Here is a 19,977-nt window from a genome sequence, read left to right on the forward strand (position 1 = left end):
GAAAAGAAACGCCCTGCGGCTGCGCGCTCGCGTTTCCCGCAGGGGTGACCGACCCGCTGCTCCTCTTCATCGGTTGCTATCAGATTCCGATGTATGTGACGATCCTGCTCTGGCGCCTGTACCGCCAAGCGAAGTTCCTGGCTAGAGCAGCGCTTCGTATAGATCGCCGATCTTTTCAACTTCGAAATCCGCTGCCCTGCTCTCCAGGAGGGCAGGGGAAGTGGGGTGGTCCAGCATCGTAGCCATCGCTGCTGCCAGGGCCGCGGCATCGCCGACCGGCACCAAGGCGCCAAAACGACCGTCACCCAGAATCTCGCGCGGGCCATGTGGTGCATCTGTGGAGACTACGGGAACACCGGCAGCCATGGCCTCGACCAACACATTGCCAAAGCCCTCGCTCGTCGAGGAAAGCACGAACAGATCGGCTGCGGCGTAACAGGCCGCGGGATCGTTGACGTAGCCAGCAAAGAGCACATCCGCGCCTATGCCGAGTTCTTGGGCATAAGCGCGCAACTCGTCGGCCAGTGGACCTTCACCGAAGATGGCAAGTCGAACGCGGCGGCCGGCGCGCAGGATAGCGAAGGCCCGCAGCAAAGTCCGATGATCCTTGACCGGCACCAGGCGCCCGGCGGTGGCAATGACCGGGCCATCGCCCATCGCCGCCAGCTTTGCCTGCCAGGCATAGGAATGTCCCTGGGGCGCCGCAGCCGGCGGCAGCGGGTTGTTGATGACGACAACCTTGGATTTGGGGAAGCCGCGGGCCGCAATATCGCGGCCGACACCCACTGAGACGGCGATGGCTTTGGTTGCGCGCGCTGCAACCAGCGCGGAAAGCCAGACCGCTATTCTCGCGCCGAGGCTGCCGGAAGGCAGTGAGGCCGCCGCGTGGAAGCTCGGAAAGAATCTAGCTCGGCTTCGCGCCAGGAGAAGCGCCAGCGTCACGACCAGATTGGCAAATTCCGGGGCGCTATAGACCGCATGGGGACCAAGGCGGTCGAATAAACGTGCGCTTCGCACGATGCCTTTCAGCGTCTCCCACTTGCCGTAGCCCTCGCCCCGGATAGGAAGGTCGAAATCGATCAGATGCACAGCAGGGGAGCGCAGCGCGGCGTTAGGTCCTTCCGCGTTCCAGGTAAAAAGTGTGACATCGTGCCCACGCGACGCCAATTCGTTTGCCATGAGGACGAAGACACGCTCGGCGCCGCCGCCCCTGAGGCTGGCAATGTGAAAAACAATGCGCTTCGCCATGCCTGGATTCAGGCTTGGCTGACGCCAATGCCTGGTCGGTTCGGCGGCTGGCGCATGTCGCGCACGATGCCCATGGCTAAGGCGAGCAGCATGCCTAGAGCAAAGCCAGCGAAAGCTCCCAGGCCTGCCATGAGGGGGGTGCGGGGCGGCCACGAGCGCCCGTTTGGCGGTACTGCGGTGGAAATCACCTGCACGTTCGTGGTGTCGATCTGCTCGCGCTCGGTGATTTGGCGGGCGCGAGACAGGAAGCTTTCATAGATCGTCCTCCTTGAGGCGGCGTCCCGTTCAAGCTCACGTAGGGCGACCTGGGACTCGCTGTCGGTGAAAACATTGCTCTTCAGATCGTTCATCTTGGCGCTGAGGGAAGCCAATGAGGCGTTGGCCTTATCCAGGTTGGCTTTTGCCGTGCCGACCGTGCGGGAGAACTCCGCCCTGAGTTGAGAACTGACGGTTTCGAATTCTGTCCTGAGCCTGACAATCGTCGGGTGGCGCGGACCAAAGGTCATGGACTGTGAATCGATTTGCTGCCGCAGGCCGTTTGCCTTGTCGCGCAGTGCTGCGAGTGCTGCCGAATCCGCCGGGTCAGGGTTGGCTCCATTGACACCGGACGCAACCAAGGCGTCGTAACTTGCCTGCGCAGCGATCACGCGCGATTGCGCCTCCCCAATTTCGCTATTGAGCTGCGTCATCGTCTGCGAACTGACGAGCTGGCCATTGCTGGAGGACAGGTTGTGGCTGCGCCTGTAGCTCTCGACCTTCTCTTCGGCCGCTTGCACGTCGCGCTTGAGTTGGCCGAGCCGGCCGTCAAGAGCAGCTGCTGCACGGCTGGCACCAGCAGCTTCGGCCTTGGCCAGTTCTTCCTGGAAAGCTTTCACTATGGCTTGCGAGATCAGGATCGCCTTGCTGGTGGTTTCCGCCGACACCGAGAGGGTCGTGACGAACGACGTTTCATCTGCAGTGACATCGACCCGCTCCGCCAGGCTCTTCTGGGCGACAAGCTTCGGATCGGACTTGCCGCCACTCGCTCCAACACCAGACGTGGAGGCACTCTGGTCCGGGTCGAAAAACTCCGGATCGTTGGCTAGACCGAGTTCGTCCACCACACTTGCAAGCACGTTGCCCGAGGTCAAGATGCGCTGCTTGCTGCGCGCGTTGAGAATTTGGCTGTCGACCTGGCCCGGTTGCGAGTAGAGGTCGTTTTCCACAACCTGCAAATTGGCAGGATTGATGAGGATTTCCGTTGTAACGGTATAACGCTGTTTGCTCAGCAGCCCATAGGCGGCGCCGATGACGCCGCCGGCCACTGCCAGCATGCAGGCCACGGCGAGCCCGGCACGCAGCCAGACAAACAGGCGTCGAAAATCGAGCTCAAGGAAATCGCCGATCTTGTCAAGCGTCACCGTCGGGACAGGCTCGGGCGTGTGCGGAGTGACAGGGGCGGAGGTGCGTGCCATGACTGGGGCATCCTGTTGCAGCCTTGCCCTGCTGGCGCGCCGTGCATTGGCGATACGCTCAAGCGCGCTGATATCGGAATCCGCCACAGAGGGAAGGGGTGTGTCGGAAGCGGCGGACATGGTGCTAACTCTGGTTATTCGCTATGCGGGCAGCACTACAGAAAGATCGTTAACATCTCATTTTCCAAGTTGGCATATTTTGCCGATTCACGCGCCGCGGCCGTTCGGCGGTCCCTTGAATGGATCTCGTTGGCCAGAATGCCGTTTGAATACCGCCACTTGGATGGGCCATGAGCTATCCCGCTGCCGCTTCGGAACGATTGATGTCCAGCCAGGCGCGCCGTCAGAACGCGCTGTCGCTTCTGTTTTTCCTATGCGCGGCGTTCGCGTTCCTGCTCCGCCTCACGGTGTCACCGCAGATTATGAACATGGTCGTCGACTATACGGCCGACGGTGGCTCATTCTACGAGAAACTGCATTTCGGCACCTATGCTATCTTTCTGCTGCTTCCTTTCGTTCTTTTCAGCCGACAGTTTCTGCTGCAGGGCGACGAAATTGGAATATTCAAGGCTTTAATGCTCTATTCTGCGCTGATGTTCGCGCTGGTGCCGTATCTGTTCATCACCGGCCGTGCGGGCTCTTCCGGGTTCATCATCGATACTTATCTGGTGGCGGGCGCCGCAGGCCTTTTGATGCTGGCCTTGAACGCGGAAGTGCGGCGGGCGTTGGGCGACGTCGTGCTTGGAATGGTGATCCTCAGCGCTGTGCTCGGCACGATCGAAGCGGTGACTCAACATCGGTTTATGCCTTACGGTCTCAACGAACTGCAGTTCAGGCCGATCGGCCTATCGGCGCATCCGCTGGCACTAGGCGCGCTTTGCGCCACAGCCATCGGATTCGTACCGCTGACGCGCTGGCGCATATGGGTGCGGGTGGCATCGATTCTCGTGTTGCTCGTCGGTTGTGCTGCGTCAGGCGCCCGCGCCGCCCTGATGCTCGCTGCCGGAGAAACCCTCATTCTGCTGATGTTCGTGCCTTGGCCGCGCCTGACTCTCAAGCACCAGCGGCAGGCCAAGTCCGTCGTGCTGCTGGTCGCCCTGGTGGGCGGCGCAGCGCTGGTGGCCATACTGTTTTCGGGCGGGCTGCTGAATCGATTCGGCAACACGATCTTTGACGAGAATTTCATGGCGCGGGTGACGATCTACCAGATATTCGGACTTGTTAGCTGGAAAGACATCCTGTTTGGCATGAACGTCGACGACCTCCTGGCGATCGTCAACGAGAAGCTGCATCTGCCTTATATCGAGAGCGCGCCGGTGGTCATCATCATGCTCTTCGGCTTGCCGATAGCTGTGCTCTTTATCGTGCTGGTATTCTGGTTCATTTTTCGGCTGCTGCGCGCGGCGCCGCTGCCGGCATGGATCGGCACCATGACGTTTCTGCTTGCTGCGCTGTCGAACAATGCGCTTTCGTCAAAAGCGCCGGATATCACGACCATCGTGGTGTTGCTGCTTGCCTATAGAAACGTGCCGTATAGAAACCAGCCGAAGAGCACATCTTCGACCGCTGTTGCATCCGAGCCGAAACTGGATCGGCTTGGATAAGCGCAGGCTCCAGACCCCTCAGCCGGCGCTATCCACAACTTCGACATTGCCGGCGCGGTTAAGCGTGTGAATGCCCGTGCGGGCCCATGCCGGCCCCGGGCCGATCGGGTGGGGCGGCGCAAAACGGACATCGCAATCGTCAAGCCGATCCAGCCGCATCAACCCCAGGCCGCCGCCATAGGCTCTCGACCCGTTTTGGACCGGCAGCACCGGCGCGTCACCGTGGCGGATAAAGGCGCCACCGGGTCGAGCGGCCGAGTGATCGACGGCGATAGGGTTGAGCGCATGTGCAACCCACGGCCCGCGCAGCGAGGGCGCGGAATAGACCGTCATCGTATCCGACGCGCTGCCATAACCGAACCGCTCTGTCCCGAACAGCCAGAAGCGCCCATCCGATTCGAGCAGCGTGGCGTCATTGAAATCCTTGTCCGTCATCAGCACCGTATCGCGTACCCAGCGATCAGGAAACTGCGCGGCACGGTAGAGCACAAGCTCGCGCGCCGCTCCACTTTCAGGGATCATGAAAATCTCGCCGGCCTGAGCGAACACCTGCGGATACGACAGATGATGCGCTTCCTCCAGCACAACCCTCGGCACACCGAAGGTGCCGTCGTCACCCAGCTCGGCGACAGAAATCACGCCGCGACCGGTGGCATAGGGAAATTCCTCGACAAACAGATAGTAGCGGCCATCCCGCTCGATGACGAATGGATCGGCGTAGAATCGCTGGCCATCGTCCGGGAGGAGGGTGAACAGCGTACCGTCGAGTTGCCCGGTATCTGCGACACCTGGCCCGTCGATCAGCCGATAGGCAACCTGCCAATAGAAGGGGCGCCGCCCAAGTCTAAGTTTTTGCACGGCGCGATCGATCAACCCCCTGCGGAAAAAAGGCAGATAGTGCCGGACAAAACCGCCGTTCCTCAGGATCGGCGCCGGGCTATCGGCGATTGGCACAAGTTCGCCCGCGGAAAAACGGGCGACGCTTTGCGCAACCAACGAGATCGCCCCAGCCAGCAGGTCGTTGCAACTGCGAGACAGCCAGAGACGGTCGCTGAGCATCGGTCGCCCCCGGGCGACTGCGACGCCGTCGAGGCGAACGGCAAGTTCGGGCAATCGCCCGCTCGCCAGCATCTCGGCCATACCGGCGGGGAAGGTGCTGTGGCCGCAAAATTCTAGCGTCAGAACCGGCGTGCCGCGTCGTGCGGCAGTGCCGGTGAGATCGACCACGAGGTCGGCTGGACCGGTACCGCCAGACGGTAACGGTTTGGAGGGGCTTGCCAACGAGGGTCCGAAGCGCCGGCTCTCGATCGCCAGCACAATGTCCAGTCCGCGAGCGATCGGCGCAGGCGTCGGCGCGCGGCAGCTCGAAACCACGTGACCAGCTGCGTTCAACCGCACCAGAAGCTCATTTTCCCAGCGCCGAGATCCAACGATGTGGCCGATAATTAAAATATTAGTCAATCGAATATGTTCTTTTTCAAGACTACTCTGCCAGGATACCTATCGGGTTAGGCTTTCATAAGAGTTACCGGGGAGAACGCGGGCTTGGCTGTTAATCATATATTAAGATTTAAGGTCACGAAGGCGGCTTCTGCCGCTATTATAACTCTTGTGGCGAATAATCAGCAGGTCGCGACGCCTTCTGGCGACCAGGATCAGCAATGAACGTCCTTTCACATCCAAAACTGCCGTCCAGGCAAAAACTGCTGATCGTGTTCGGCACGAGGCCGGAGGCGCTCAAATGCTTTCCAGTGGTGCGTGCCGCGCTCGCCCATCCAGGTTTTATTACCGAGACGTGCATCACCGGCCAACATCGCGAGATGGTCGACCAGGTCATCGAACTGACTGGCCTGCCGGTGCATCACGATCTCAACATCATGCAGCCCGGCCAGACATTGTTCGACGTGACCTCGCGCGTGCTGCTGGGCATGGCCGAAGTGCTGGAGAAGGCGAAGCCCGATATCGTCCTGGTGCAAGGCGACACGACCACGGCGATGACTGCGGCTCTGGCTGCCTTCTACAAGCGCATCCCGGTCGCCCATATCGAGGCAGGATTGCGCAGCCACGATATCAACTCTCCCTTTCCGGAGGAGCTGAACCGCAAGATCGCCGGCGACATCGCGACGTGGCATTTCGCGCCGACCATCCAGGCGCGCGACAATCTCATCGCCGAAGGAAAGGCTGCGAACACCATCTTCGTGACCGGTAATACGGTGATCGACACGCTGTTGCATTTTTCCGGCGCGATCGATGGCGACAAGTTGATGAGTGCGAAGCTCGCCACTCGTTTCCCTTTCCTCGATCCCACCAAGAAAATGATCCTCGTCACCGGTCATCGCCGTGAGAATTTCGACGGCGGCATCCACCGTATCTGTGCGGCGCTGAAGCGATTGGCGGTGCGCGAGGACGTGCAGATCGTCTATCCTGTCCATCCCAATCCCAACGTGCGCTCGGTCGTCAACGCAGAACTAGGGGGTGTGCCGAACATCCATCTGGTCGACCCGCAGGATTATCTGCCGTTCCTGTTCCTGCAGAAGCAGAGCTATCTGGTGCTGACCGATAGCGGCGGCGTGCAGGAAGAAGCGCCTTCGCTCGGCAAGCCGGTGCTGGTGATGCGTGAGAATACCGAGCGACCCGAGGGGATCGCGGCAGGTACCGCCCGTCTCGTCGGCACCGATATCGAAAAAATCCTGTCCAATGCCAACAGCCTGCTCGACGATCAGGCCGCCTATCGCGGCATGGCGGAACGACACAACCCATATGGCGATGGCCGAGCCAGTAACCGGATCGTTGAGGAACTGCTGCATCATGGCTGAGATCAAGACCGTTTCCGTTATCGGCATGGGCTATATCGGCCTGCCGACCTGTGCCATTTTCGCCAGTCGTGGGCTCGACGTCATTGGCGTCGACGTCAACGAGTCCGTGGTCGAGAAGGTCAATCGCGGCGAAATCCACATCGTCGAGCCGGACCTTGATGGTTTGATCCAGAAGGTTGTGGCCAACGGCAAGCTCAGGGCTTTCAGTACGCCGCAGCCGGCGGACGCCTTTATCATCGCCGTGCCGACCCCGATGACCGAGGACCACAAGCCGGATGTGAGCTATGTGCTCGCGGCAGCACGAAGCATCGCCTCCGTGCTGAAGCGGGGAGACCTTGTGGTGCTGGAATCGACATCGCCGGTCGGCACGACGCGCATCATGACGGCACTGCTTTCCGAGTTGCGGCCCGATCTCAAGTTTCCTCTCGTGCATGGCGAAGAGGCCGATGTCCTGGTCGCCTATTCGCCCGAGCGCGTGTTGCCGGGAAAGGTCCTTACCGAGCTGATCAACAACGATCGCTCGATCGGCGGACTGTCGCGCAAGTCGTCGGAACGGACCGCGGCACTCTATTCAACCTTTGTTGCCGGCGACCTGTTCACGACCAAGGCCGAAAGCGCGGAACTGGTGAAGCTGACCGAGAACGCGTTCCGCGACGTCAATATCGCCTTTGCCAACGAGCTTGCGGCGGTGTGCCAGGATCTGTCGCTCAACGTCTGGGAGGTGATCGATCTCGCTAACCGGCATCCCCGCGTGAACATCCTCCAGCCGAGCCCGGGCGTCGGCGGCCACTGCATTGCGGTCGATCCGTATTTCATCATCGATGCCGCGCCTAACAGCACGCGGCTGATGGCCTCGGCACGCCGGATCAATTCCGAGCGTCCTTTGTCGGTGGTCAGGGATATAGAAGCCTTGCTCGACCCGTCCCGCAAGCAGACGATCGCCTGTCTTGGCCTCAGCTTCAAAGCCAATATCGACGATATGCGCGAGAGCCCGGCTGTCGAGGTGGTGAAGCTTTTGTCAGATATTCCCAACCTGAAGATCATCGCGGCTGAGCCCAACACACATAGGCTGCCGCATGAGCTCGAGGGCAAGGGCATCGTCTTCACCGATGCACTTTCCGCCATCGACCAGTGCGATATCGTCGTCCTGCTGGTCGACCATCGGCAATTCAACCTGGTTGATCCCGAAGCGCTCAAGGACAAGAAGCTCATCGACACGCGGGGCCTGTGGACCTGGCGCAAGGCACGCAAGCCCGACGCCCGCATCGAAGGCAAGAAATCAGCGATCGAGCACCTGGCACTTTCTGCCGGTGCAGAGGAGGCCGCATGAACGCGCACGACCCAGTATGGGCGCAGCATCGCCTGTTGGCGTCCCGGCGCCGGGAGTTCCTTGGCGCGCCGATCCATGCGCTGACCATGGCCGAGACGCTGGCCATCGCCGATGAGGCGATGACCCTGCGGCGGCCGCTGCACCATGTGGTCGTGAATGTCGCCAAGCTCGTGAACATGCGCAACAATAGCGAGCTGCGGGAGGATGTTGCGACGGCGGATGTGATTAACGTCGACGGCATCGGCGTGCTTTGGGGCGCGCGTCTTTGCGGCGTCGCGCTGCCGGAGCGGGTAGCCGGCGTCGATATCATGACCAATCTGTTGAGCCTTTGCGCGAAGCGCGGCTTCAGGCCCTTCCTGCTGGGGGCCGAACAGCACGTTCTCGATGCGGTGAAAAGGCGGCTTGCCAAGGATCACCCGAGCCTGGTGCTCGCCGGCATGCGCAATGGCTATTTCAAGCCGGAAGACGAGGCCACAATCGTCGAGGCGATCAACGCCTCGGGCGCCGACTGCCTGTTGGTGGCGATGCCGACGCCGCGCAAGGAGCGCTTTCTCAAGCGCTATCGTGACCAACTCACGCCGAGTTTCGTCATGGGCGTGGGCGGCAGTTTCGATGTCTATGGCGGCAAGGTCGCCCGGGCGCCGAAACTGGTTCAGGCGGCCGGTCTGGAGTGGTTGTTTCGGGTGGCGCAGGAGCCGCGACGCTTGTGGCGCCGCTACTACGACACCAACACTGCTTACGCAGCGCTGCTGTACCGGGAGTTCTGGGACCGTCGGGGGCGCCGAAAGGTCGATCTATAAGGACCCCCAAAAAAATAGGGCGCCGGCCCTGGGCTACAGCACCGGTCCGAAATCGGAACCACTTTTCCAGGACTACGATACGACGCGCGCCGTCACAGGTTTATGCGAGTCGTAGCCGCGCCCGCAACTTAGCTGCGAATAGCATTGCGGCGGCGGGATAAAACAGCCACGTCAGCCCGAAGAAAACCACTGCGCCAGCGGTACCGCCCGCGGCGAGCGAGAAGATGGCCGGCGCATCGCCGAGTACAGCGCTGGCAAGGCTGGCAGCCAGCCCCGTGCAGAGCGAGATGACGATCGAAATGCCGATGTCGCGCCATGGCACCGGCACCGGCGTCAGCCGTTCGCTGATGATGATGCAGGCAACAAGGCCGACCAGCGATCCGCCCGCCAGCGCCAAAGCAGCACCGACCTCCGCCATCGGCGGGATCAACAGCACAGACAGTGCGATTGTCGCCACCGAGCCGAAGGAATTGGCGATGATCAGCAGCCACGGCCGCTTGTGCGCGTGCACCACGGTGCCATAGACGAAGCTCGCGAGGTTGGCACACAGCACGCTGAAGGCGATGATCGGAAAGAGCAGGCCGAAGCGGCCGTGATATTGCGAGGGCAGCAGGAGCTGCGTGATGTCGCTGCTGAGTGCGACCAGCATAGCAGCGACCGGCAGGCAAAGGCGGATCATCAAGGCCATCAATTGCGACAGCAGCCGGCCCGATGCCGCAGGCCCGTCGTCGTCGAACCGGCTGACCACCTCGGGAAAGGCGCCCATGTTGATGGAGTTGGCGACCATATCGATCGGCTGGCGGGCCAGTGCATAGGCTGCGGCGAAGATCGCCACGGCGCCGGCATCGTAATAGATCTTGAGGAACACGCGCTCTGCGCTGTGCAGGCCGAAGCCAACCAGCGCCATGATGACCAGGGGCACACCGAGGACGAAGAACTCCTTTTGGGTGAAGCGTGGCGGACCGGCAACGACACGTCGCGATGCCATAATGCCCGCCACGATGCCGGCGATTAAAACGCCGAGGCTCGAGCCGAGCGATACCGTCAGAAAGGAATCCTGAAACAGGACGACGGCGCCTATCGGCAGCGCGAGTTGCAGCACGGCGCGCAGGAATTCAAGCATCGAATAGACCGAATGACGCTGCTGCATCTGCAGCACCGTCAACGCGAAGCGGCCGATGGAACCGGCAATCAGGTAGCTGCAGACGGCGATCGCGAACTCGACCCAGCGCTCCGGCACGACCACTGCCGAGGCGACCACGGATATAATCAGCGCCAGCGCCGTGCTGGCAAGCAACACCCGCCCGGCCAGCATCAGGCTGCCGCGGCTGATGTCGCCTTTGCCGCCAAGCCTGAGTAACGCGATACGCAGCCAGTTGGTAACGGCAACGTCGGTCATTTCGCCGACGGTCACCACCAGGGTCAGCAGGCCATACTCGGTCTGGTCGATCAACCGCGTCACGATGACCAGCAGGAGCAGCGCGGAGATCCGCGTCAGCAGGATCGCCGGGGCATAGATGAGCGTGGAGCGGAGCAGCAAAGGGTTTTCCCCGGAAATTCACCCTCGATTAACCGTCGACCGGCGGAAAATCCAGCGCGATGACGGCAAAGGGTGAACAGATTCAGTTTGAACTAACGGATTTGTCGTAAACCTAGTTTGAAACCTTTGCTTTGTAGTTCCGAAATGGAGTCATGTTGCAGCGTCTGGTTCACAATCGAAAAGTGCATGTCCTTGTCGCAACGCCCTCGGGCGTTTCGGGGCAGGGAGGCATCGACCGCATCATGGGGGCGCTGAAGCACGAGTTCGAGCGGCAGGAGATCGCCGACATCGATGTACGCTTCCTTGCCAGCCGCGGCCCGGGGCATGTCGGGCTTTCGATCTTCTATATGTTTGACTTTTGCTTGCGGATGCTCGCGGCGCGTTTGGCCAAGCGTGCCGATGTCATCCACATCAATATATCAGTTTCCGGCAGCACCTATCGCAAGATGGTGATCGCCGCCTGCGCACGGCTGCTGTCGATACCTTATGTCCTGCATTTGCACGGGGCGCAGTATGAGACATTCTGGAAAGACGATCGTGGTTTCATGAGCCGCCGCATCGAAGCTCTGTTCGAGCATGCCGGTCGGGTGATCGTCTTGGGCGGGCTTTGGCGCGACTTCGTCGCCAGCCGGGCACCGGGGGCGGCCGGCAATATTGTCATCGTTCCCAATGCCACCGCGGTTCCCACCTTGGCGCATGTCGGCGGCGGCGGCGATGCGCATATCCTGTTCCTTGGTCGCATCGGCGACCGCAAGGGCGTGCCGCAATTGATCGATGCGCTGCACCGGATGAAACCGATCGAGGGTTGGCGCGCCACGATCGCCGGCGATGGCGACGTCGAGGCGGCGCGGATGAGAACGGCCGAACTGAGCCTTGCCGAGCGCGTTACCTTTCCTGGCTGGGTCGGGCCTGACGGGGTCGCATCGCTGATCGCTTCGGCGGACATTCTGGTGCTGCCCTCCTTTGCCGAAAACCTGCCGGTCTCGGTCATCGAAGGCATGGCCGCAGGCCTCGCAGTGGTGACGACGCCTGTCGGCGCCGTGGAGGATATCATCACCAACGAGCAATCCGGATTGCTGGTGCCGCCCGGCGATGTTGCGGCGTTGACCGATGCGCTGACACGGCTGGTCGAAAATCCGGCATTGAGAGCCAGGCTTGGTGTTGCCGCGATGGCCGTGCATCGGGAACGGCTTGATCTCGCACCGTTTGTCGGCGCGATTTGCGACGTCTGGAGGTCGGTGGCGTTAAAGGCTCAATCGGTCAAGCACTGACACTGTCGTATGCGTGGACGCTTAGCGTGCGCGCCATGCTTGCGCAAGGTGACCTTATGACGAGCTGCTGAGGGTTGAGCGCGACATCGATCCCATTGGCGTCACTGCGGCGCTCCAAGCGCGAACTCGCGGTGGAATATCTCCAAATTCAACAGCGCCCATATCAGCTTTTCGTGGTCTGCCGCCCCCTTGGTGTGCTCCGAGACAATTTGATCAAGGTGTTTTGCGCTCAAATAGCTGCGAATGACGGACTGAGAGGAGCAAAGATGGTCGTGCACGTAGTTCCTCATCGAGCCGCGAAACCATTCGGCGACGGGCACCTTGAACCCGATCTTGCGGCGGTTGAGAATTTCCTCAGGAAGCATGTTGGCCATACTGTTGCGCAAGATCAGCTTACCCTTCCGCCAACCAACCTTGTAGCGATCGGGCAATGTGCTGACGAACGCAACGAGATTGCGATCGAGGAATGGCATTCTTCCTTCGATTGAACCGGCCATCATCATCCGGTCGCCTCGTTCCAAGAGATTGTCGGGCAACCACGATGCCTGATCGAAAAACAGCGCGCGGCGAAGGTGGGACGCCGTCGCGCTTGAGGAGAACGGGAAGTTGTTGCGTCCACTGCGGCAATTGGCCGGCGCACCAATGAGGCGATGGTGTTCCCGTGCTGTCATGGCCCCAAACCAGGAGATCATCCGGGTGGCAAAGTCCCTTTCACCCGCGCTTCGGGCAAATGTATCGAATTTGGCCGTTGCGCCAGGCATCGCGCGTATCAAAGGGGCGAGGAGGTTGTTGTGAAGCAAGGCTGGAACCAGCGACCGGTAGATTCCAGCCAGTGACTCTGCGCGATGTTTGGGATACCCGCCGAGAATCTCGTCTGCTCCTTCCCCAGTGAGCACCATCTTGACGTCCTGCGAGGCCCGCTCCGACATCAGGTAAATTGGAATGTCCGAACTTTGTGAAACAGGCGCCCCCAAATGGCGAATCAACTTCGGCAGGTGGTCAATCAGGTCGTCCGCTTCAATGACCAGCTCGCAATGATCAGTCTTGAAATGATCGGCGACGCGTCGGGCGAATGGGAGCTCACTGTAAGCCGGCTCGCTGAAACCGACCGAAAATGTACGAATGGGCTTGTCGCTGTGCTTGGTCATCAGGGCGACGATGGCCGACGAGTCGAGCCCTCCGGAGAGAAAGGCGCCAAAGGGTGCATCGCTGCGCATTCTAATCTCGACGGAATGGTCGAGCAGTTCCAGAAATCGTCGCTTGGCGGTTTCTTCGTCGATATCCTTGGTCAGATCGGTTTGATCTGGAGGCGTATAATAGCGCGTTTCCGTCACTGTCCCTTGCGACCAAACAGCATAGCTTCCGGGGTTGAGTTTGCGGATTTGTTTGAAAAGCGTGCGCGGTCCAGGCACATAACGCCAGCGCAGATACTCGTGGACAGCGTCCAAATCGAGCTGCTGCGCATCTGGCTGCGACGACAACAACGCATTGATCTCTGAGGCAAACGACAGCAATTTTCCGCTTTGCATGAGGTAAAGGGGCTTTTTTCCGAAGGGATCCCGGCCGAGGATCAATTCCTGCCTCTGAGCATCCCAGAGCGCGAAAGCGAACATGCCGCTCAATCGGTCAAACATGGACAAGTGCCACTGATCATAAGCTCTGAGCAGCACCTCAGTATCGGAGCGTGTTCGAAAATGATGACCGAGGCCGATCAGTTCCTGGCGCAGCTCGATATAGTTGTATATTTCGCCGTTGAAAATAATTCTGAGGCGGCCGTCGTCGACATGCATCGGCTGGTTAGAATCGGCATTTAGGTCAATAATCGCCAGGCGGCGATGCACCAATGCCAATTGGTTCTCGCCGGTGTTCAAGTCCAAGAACTCGGTACCTTCGGCATCGGGACCACGATGCCGCAATGCGTTAGACATTCTGGCGGCCCGATCTTGTGGATTCTCAACCCTCGGCCCTACCCAGCCGCCAATTCCACACATTTTCTTTCCCTTGGGCGAGCGCGTATTTGCGGCGCTATTTACGACGAATGTATTAAACACTTGGTTGCTGACAAACCGGATCGCGCGGAAAAAGGCCGCAAGGTGGTGAAGCTGAGCTTGATCGGTTCGATGAAGCTCTGCCCGTTCCGGATGAAGTGCCACCGGCGGTTGCGGCCGGAAGGCGGCAAGACGGTTTAACGAAGCCAGGCCGATCCCGATCCAGTGTGGCAGGGGTGAGGGTTGGCGTTGCCGCCCGGCTGGTTCACCCGCCAAGAGGGTAACGGCAGCTATGGCAGGCCCAGGGCCCGCAGCATCTCCGAGTCTGGGACCGCAGGCCCTTCCTGCCGGATGACGGTCATTCCATAGGGATTGGAGAATTCCCAGATAGACCATGGGATCGCAAAGCGTTCCGCCTGCTGGCGCACCGCCTTGAGGTAGCGCAGACGGTCAGCGTCGAACGCGCCCATGCGGCCGTCCGCGGACATGAGGATGACGCCGAACTCGCCCATGAAGAGCCGTCGGCTTGGGATGCCATGGGCCTCGGCCCAGTCGACCGCCTGACGGAAGCTCGCCTCGAGTTGGCTTGGGCCCCAATTCTGCTCGAAATATCGGGCGATTGCTTCATGCGCCGCTGCCATGTTCATCACCTGCTCGACCGGGCTCAAGCCGGCAGCGTCCATTTGTGCCTTAAGGGTTTCGGTCACCACTTCAGGCGTGCTGCTGTCGGCCGGCCAGGGAAGGCCCGAGGCGAAGGCGTCTGTCCCGTCGGACCGCTGATGCGTGAAGCTGTGCGGCTCATACATGTGGAAGCTGTAGTAGAGGTTCGGATCGTCAAAGCCCGGGGTGAGATTGACCAGTCCGGCAATGCTGCCGCCACAGGCGCCCGTTGCGACGATGGTGAGCTCGCTGCTGACTGCGCGAATATCGCGGACCGTGCCTGCCATGATCCGCTGCCAGTCATCGCTCCCGCTCGAATCGCAGGGGTAGTATGCCGGCTCGTTATAAGGCTCGAGGGCTACCTTGTCGGTGCCGATCTTGACCAGCATGGTGGCGACCGCCACGACCATTTCGCGGTGGCTGGCAACGCCTTCGCTGTCGGCACCGTCATAGATAATCTCCATGCTGTAGGCCGGAACCTGGGTGACGCCGTGCAGGTCGAAAACCACCTTGAGGCCGGCCGACGTGACCCGCTCGACCGCCGCGGCAAGTATGTCCAACGCCTGCTGCCGTTTGGCGCCCTCGCTGGCAAGCAGAGGGCCGGGGTCGACACTCAGCCGGACGAAGTCGAAGCCCATCGATCGAATGCTTGCAAACGCCTCGCCATCACGCCAGTTGGCGAGCGGCCTATCTCCGGCGCGCCACTCCTTCTCGCTGCGATAGGGCGGCCAACGGTAGGATCCATCATCCTCTATCGGCGACCAGTTGAGCCATCCATGCACGCCAACGCCGCGCTGGAGCGGGATCGGCGCAGCGTTGGCGGCCATCGCCATGCCGAGCACCCACGCTGCAATACACGCAATCCTTCTCATCGCCACTCTCCGTATCATGGTCGGAGATATTAACCGCAGGATCGGAAAAGATGATTGCCGTCGCGCGGCTTTTCGACAGCATGGTATATAAGAATCGAAACCTTGGCGGAGCGCGTATGAGAGTCGGCTGGTACATCAACCGGTTGCGCAGCATGGAGCCGGCCGAGGTGTTGCACCGGCTGGGCGAGCAGCGTCGAAGGATCGTTTCGCGCCGCCGCGACGACGGCTGGGAGCGTTATGCTTCGCCCCCGTTGCATCCGGTGCTGCTTGGGTGGCGCGAAGCTGCGCTGGCTGCGACGCCGGCACAACGGCAAGCCATAGCGGCGGCGGCGCAAAAAACGCTTGAGGGCCAGTTTTCCGCACTCGGGCGGACATGGCCGCCGCGCGACCGCGATCGGCTGTTTCCTCCCGAGCTTTGGCGCCTTGATCCGGTAACCGGCAGGCTTTGGCCGGGTCCCGAAAGCCATACTTTCGATATCGATTTTCGCGACGGCGGCGGCCGTGGCGATGTGAAATATGTTTGGGAGATCAACCGGCTGCAGCAGTTGCCGCCACTTGCCGCCCACCTGCTTCTCGCCGGCGACGATGAGTCCCGAATGGCCATCGAGGCGGCGATCGACAGTTGGCATTCAGCCAACCCCCCGTTTCGGGGGGGTGGCTGGGCTTCCGGCATCGAAGTCGCGCTGCGAGCCATCAGCCTGATTGTCACCGTGGACCTCGTCGGCGACCGACTGGGCGCGGCGACACGGCAGCAAGTGGGTGAAATCCTGGCGGCAAGCGCCTATTGGCTGCCGCGGTTTCCCTCCCGGTTTTCCTCCGCCAACAACCATCTCGTGGCAGAACTGGCTGGCGAGTATCTGATCGGCCTAGCGTTGGGGACCAGGGCCGACGCTGCACGCGGCGCCCTCCTGGCCGAGACGCGCAAGCAGATTCTCGCCGATGGCGCCGGTGCCGAGCAGACCCCGACATACGCCGCCTTCACGGCCGAACTCATCTTGCTGTGCGCCGCTGCGGCACGCCAGGCCGGAACGCCGTTTCCCTCGCCCGTCGAAGCGCGTCTGGCCGCATTTGCCAATTTCGTCGGCTGGCTCCCGCCAGCCGCCGGTTTTGGCGACAACGACGAAGGTCGTGTGCTGACGCTCGGGGACGAGCAGGGCTATGTCCAATCGGTCGCCGCCGCCATCCATGGTTTTCTAAGGATGCCCGGCAACGCGTCGAAGCCAGACGATTTTCGTGCGCTTTTCTTTGGCACGCCGTCCGATCCGGCACCGGTTCCGCACGGGCTGCAAACGTTCACGCAAGGCGGGCTCTCCGTCTGGCGCGGTGAGATGAATGGCCGCAGCATCGATCTGACATTCGACCACGGCCCGCTCGGCTATCTCTCGATCGCGGCTCACGGCCATGCCGACGCGCTGTCGCTCACCTTGTGCATCGATGGCGAGCCGGTGCTGGTCGACCCCGGCACCTGGCTCTACGGCTCGGGGGGCGTCTGGCGCGACTGGTTCCGCTCGACACCGGCGCACAACACACTGAATATCGAGGGCAAAAGCCAAAGCATTATCGCCGGGGAGTTTAACTGGTCGCACAAGGCGGTTGCGACATTGATGGACAGCGAGCCGGGAACCCACTGGAAGCTGCGCGCCCGGCATGACGGGTATAGAAGCCGCTTCGGCGTCGTCCACCAGCGCACCGTGACGCAACAGGCCGACGGCATTCTCGTGGCCGACCAACTGCTCGGCGGCAGGCGCGTGGCCGAGGTCGTCTTCCAACTTGCAGCCGGCCTCAGTACCAACCAACAAGCAAACACGGTCACGGTATTGCGTGGCGATGAGCCGCTGATGGCCATCCGGTTTCCTGACGCTGCGGTCGAAATCCGCGCCGGCGGCGACGCACCGGGGCAGGGCGGCTGGGTTTCACCGCGTTTTGGCGCCAGGCAGCCAGCCGAACGCATCGCCTGGCGTGGCGAAGTGGGCGAAGACGGAATCAAGATCCACCTCGCGCCAATCTCCCCGTCGCAAAGATAGCGACCGGCGCCGCAGCAGAACGGCGTATCCGTTGTTCCGGCCGTATTCGAGATTAATTACGGTCGGACATTTAGCGTTTTGTTACGGTTGATCTGCTAGTTTGGCGCAAATCCGGCATGCTTTGCTCCTTGCAGCCGCAATAGCCGCCTGGTTGCAGGCAACATGCAGTGGGTTTGGCAAGCTTTTTGCTTCGCAATTCGCCGGATCGCCATCTCACGGCCCAGGAGCCACTGCACCGATGTTTTCTGAATTCGCCAGAGTGGTTGTGGAAAAGCTTTCGAACCTCAATCTGCTGACGCTCGGCCTGCTTTTTCTCACGGCACTGGGGAGCGCGGTGGTCGCTTACTGGCGAACTGTCGAGCATAAATCCTTCAGGGACTTTTTCGATTTCGCGTTCCCGGCGGAAGTCATCCTGCACCCGTCGGCGCGAGCCGATGTCCTATTTTGGGTCACGAAACGGCTGATGATGCCTTTTCTGCTCATCCCTGCCGGCGTCACCTTCGTTGCTGCAGTTGGCTATGGGACACACCAGGCAATCGGCTGGCTGTTCGACATCCAGGCGCCGCTCATCGGCGGCCCGGCCGGACCGGTGACGATCGTCATCTTCACCGCAACCATGCTGATCGCCTACGATATCTCATACTATCTCTACCATGTCGCCCAGCACCACTTCCCGTTCCTGTGGGAATTGCACAAGGTGCATCATTCGGCCGAAGTGATGGTGGGAATCACCAAGGATCGGGTTCATCCGCTGGACGATCTGATGAATCGTATGTGGGATGGCGTCATCCCGGGGATCTGCTTCGGCATCTGGAGCCTGATCGCGCTCGATCCGGTGGAGATCGCTATCTTCGGCATCAACGTCTATGTCATCCGCAACATCCTGATGATGGACTTTGTTCGCCATACACACTTCAAGATTTCCTTCGGCCCGTTGAACAACATCATCTTGTGCCCGCACTGGCATCAGGTGCACCACAGCATCGACCCTCGGCACTATGACAAGAATTTTGGCCTGCTTTTTTCGTTCTGGGACCGCCTCTTCGGAACGCAGTTTGTCCCGGATCCGGAGGAAGACCTCAAATTTGGCCTGATAGATCGCGATGTGCGCGACTATCAATCGCTCTTTGGGCTTTACATCCTGCCGCTCAAGAAGATGGGGGGGCATGTTATCAGACTGTTCCACAGGCGTCCCGATGTCATCGCACAGCCACAGGATCGTTCCCCTTCATGAACACCATTGTTTCGATTGACGCTTCGAGCGCAGAGCGCCTGGAAGTTGTCCGTTCGGCGGAACGCCTGGCTGCGGTCGAAGCCGATTGGATGCATCTTTGGCATCGCACCGATGCGCTGATCTTTCAGAGTCATGCCTGGGTTTCGGCATGGTGGAATACTGTAGCGGACCGTGACCAACGCGCGCTGCGGATCGGCCTGGTCTGGAACGGTGACAGGCTCGTTGCCATCGTTCCCCTGGCGATCGGCAAGCGTAAAGGCCTGCGGTTTCTTGAATGGGCGGCCAACAGCTATACCGATTACGGGGATATTCTCATTGCTCCGGAATGCTCATTATCGGCCCTGCAGGGCGTATGGGCCCAGATATGTGACGCCGGCGGCTTCGATCTTGCCTTTCTCAATCGTCTTTTGCCGGGTGCGGCGGCGCGCAAAATTTTCACTGCGGATGTCTCACGCGGCATCAGGCTTCGCCCCAATCACAGGGAGGAAGTCAGTTATCGCGTCGCCGGACCGTGGAAGAGCGGAGCGGCATGGTTCGAGGACCAGTCCAAAAAGACACGCCAGAACTATCGGCGAGGCATCAAGGCATTGGAAGAAACCGGGAAAGTGAAATTTCGCTTGCTTGCGACCGATGAGCCGCTGCAGCCGGTATTGGAGCGGCTCGCTGCCCTGAAGCGCAGATGGCTGGTGCAGCACACGCGTGAATCCCAACTTTTCGAGGAGGGAGCGCCAGTGCTCGCCGCACTCGTCGACGCGCTGGCGCGCGCCGGCTTGCTGCACATTTTCGTGCTTGAATGCGATGGCGTGATGGTCGCAGTCTCGATCAACTTCGTCCAGCACCACACCATGATGGCGTTTGTGACCACCTTCGATCCGGATTTCAGCCGAGCGTCGCCGGGCATAATCCTGATCATGGACTACATACAGTGGTCGATCGATCATGGCTTGGGCATGGTCGATTTCCTCTGTGGTGCAGAGTCCTTCAAGAACAAGTTCGCAACGCAGGGTGTTATCCTACAATCCGTTCTTGGGACGCGCACGGCGCAAGGCCAGCTCGCTTTTCTTGCCGATCGTATGCGTCAGACGGTCCGGCATGTACGCGGGCGCGGGGTGGTACCGACACCTTGATTTCGGCTT

14 protein-coding genes are annotated in these 19,977 nt (G+C 60.7%); 8 read left to right on the top strand and 6 right to left on the bottom strand.

Translation table 11 applies throughout. The annotated features are described in order from the left end of the window. Positions 1–141: 141 nt before the first annotated feature. Positions 142–1,248: a glycosyltransferase gene (locus tag EN885_RS07675; RefSeq protein WP_128241369.1), complete on the bottom strand. Its 1,107-nt coding sequence runs from the start codon at positions 1,246–1,248 to the stop codon at positions 142–144. A gap of 8 nt (positions 1,249–1,256) precedes the next feature. Further along, positions 1,257–2,702: a GumC family protein gene (locus EN885_RS07680; RefSeq protein WP_245493021.1), complete on the bottom strand. Its 1,446-nt coding sequence runs from the start codon at positions 2,700–2,702 to the stop codon at positions 1,257–1,259. Positions 2,703–2,992: 290 nt separating this feature from the next. Here EN885_RS07680 and EN885_RS07685 point away from each other — a divergent pair, with 290 nt between their 5' ends. Beyond that, complete coding sequence (locus tag EN885_RS07685; protein ID WP_206616813.1) at positions 2,993–4,306, top strand: VpsF family polysaccharide biosynthesis protein; 1,314 nt, start codon at positions 2,993–2,995, stop codon at positions 4,304–4,306. Between the two features lie 18 nt (positions 4,307–4,324). On the opposite strand, the gene EN885_RS07690 is transcribed toward EN885_RS07685, so the two are convergent. Continuing rightward, entirely contained in the window at positions 4,325–5,704 is a 1,380-nt protein-coding gene (locus EN885_RS07690; RefSeq protein WP_128241367.1) for a hypothetical protein, read from the bottom strand. 263 nt (positions 5,705–5,967) lie between these two features. Between EN885_RS07690 and wecB the strand changes: the two genes are divergently transcribed. From wecB to EN885_RS07705, 3 genes are read left to right on the top strand one after another with little or no spacing between them, the layout of a single operon-like run. Beyond that, positions 5,968–7,122 (top strand): UDP-N-acetylglucosamine 2-epimerase (non-hydrolyzing), encoded by a 1,155-nt coding sequence (gene wecB / locus EN885_RS07695; RefSeq protein ID WP_128241366.1) that lies wholly within the window; start codon positions 5,968–5,970, stop codon positions 7,120–7,122. Next, a complete protein-coding gene (gene wecC, locus EN885_RS07700; protein ID WP_128241365.1) occupies positions 7,115–8,452 on the top strand; it encodes a UDP-N-acetyl-D-mannosamine dehydrogenase in 1,338 nt (445 codons plus the stop codon). Before wecB ends, wecC begins: the two co-directional genes overlap by 8 nt. Then, positions 8,449–9,252, top strand: a complete 804-nt coding sequence (locus tag EN885_RS07705; protein WP_128241364.1) for a WecB/TagA/CpsF family glycosyltransferase — start codon at positions 8,449–8,451, stop codon at positions 9,250–9,252. Before wecC ends, EN885_RS07705 begins: the two co-directional genes overlap by 4 nt. 100 nt (positions 9,253–9,352) lie before the next feature. Here the strand turns inward: EN885_RS07705 and EN885_RS07710 are convergent, their stop codons facing one another. Continuing rightward, the gene (locus EN885_RS07710) at positions 9,353–10,792 is read right to left on the bottom strand and encodes a polysaccharide biosynthesis C-terminal domain-containing protein (RefSeq protein ID WP_128241363.1); all 1,440 of its coding nucleotides are present in this window, start codon (positions 10,790–10,792) and stop codon (positions 9,353–9,355) included. A 152-nt stretch (positions 10,793–10,944) separates the two neighbouring features. Here EN885_RS07710 and EN885_RS07715 point away from each other — a divergent pair, with 152 nt between their 5' ends. Further along, positions 10,945–12,063 (top strand): glycosyltransferase family 4 protein, encoded by a 1,119-nt coding sequence (locus tag EN885_RS07715; RefSeq protein ID WP_128241362.1) that lies wholly within the window; start codon positions 10,945–10,947, stop codon positions 12,061–12,063. A 101-nt stretch (positions 12,064–12,164) separates the two neighbouring features. On the opposite strand, the gene asnB is transcribed toward EN885_RS07715, so the two are convergent. Continuing rightward, entirely contained in the window at positions 12,165–14,327 is a 2,163-nt protein-coding gene (asnB, locus tag EN885_RS07720) for an asparagine synthase (glutamine-hydrolyzing) (RefSeq protein WP_245493022.1), read from the bottom strand. 14 nt (positions 14,328–14,341) lie between these two features. After that, positions 14,342–15,583, bottom strand: coding sequence for a cellulase family glycosylhydrolase (locus tag EN885_RS07725; RefSeq protein WP_128241361.1), 1,242 nt, complete (start codon positions 15,581–15,583; stop codon positions 14,342–14,344). A gap of 116 nt (positions 15,584–15,699) precedes the next feature. On the opposite strand from EN885_RS07725, the gene EN885_RS07730 reads away from it, so the two are divergent. From EN885_RS07730 to EN885_RS07740, 3 genes are all read left to right on the top strand, one after another. After that, positions 15,700–17,607 (top strand): heparinase II/III-family protein, encoded by a 1,908-nt coding sequence (locus EN885_RS07730; protein WP_128241360.1) that lies wholly within the window; start codon positions 15,700–15,702, stop codon positions 17,605–17,607. Between the two features lie 238 nt (positions 17,608–17,845). After that, entirely contained in the window at positions 17,846–18,841 is a 996-nt protein-coding gene (locus tag EN885_RS07735) for a sterol desaturase family protein (protein WP_128241432.1), read from the top strand. Beyond that, positions 18,838–19,968, top strand: a complete 1,131-nt coding sequence (locus tag EN885_RS07740; RefSeq protein ID WP_126105486.1) for a GNAT family N-acetyltransferase — start codon at positions 18,838–18,840, stop codon at positions 19,966–19,968. Before EN885_RS07735 ends, EN885_RS07740 begins: the two co-directional genes overlap by 4 nt. Positions 19,969–19,977: the final 9 nt, after the last annotated feature.

Origin of the sequence: Mesorhizobium sp. M6A.T.Cr.TU.014.01.1.1 (genome assembly GCF_004022765.1) — a bacterium.
Taxonomy (GTDB): Bacteria; Pseudomonadota; Alphaproteobacteria; order Rhizobiales; family Rhizobiaceae; genus Mesorhizobium; species Mesorhizobium mediterraneum.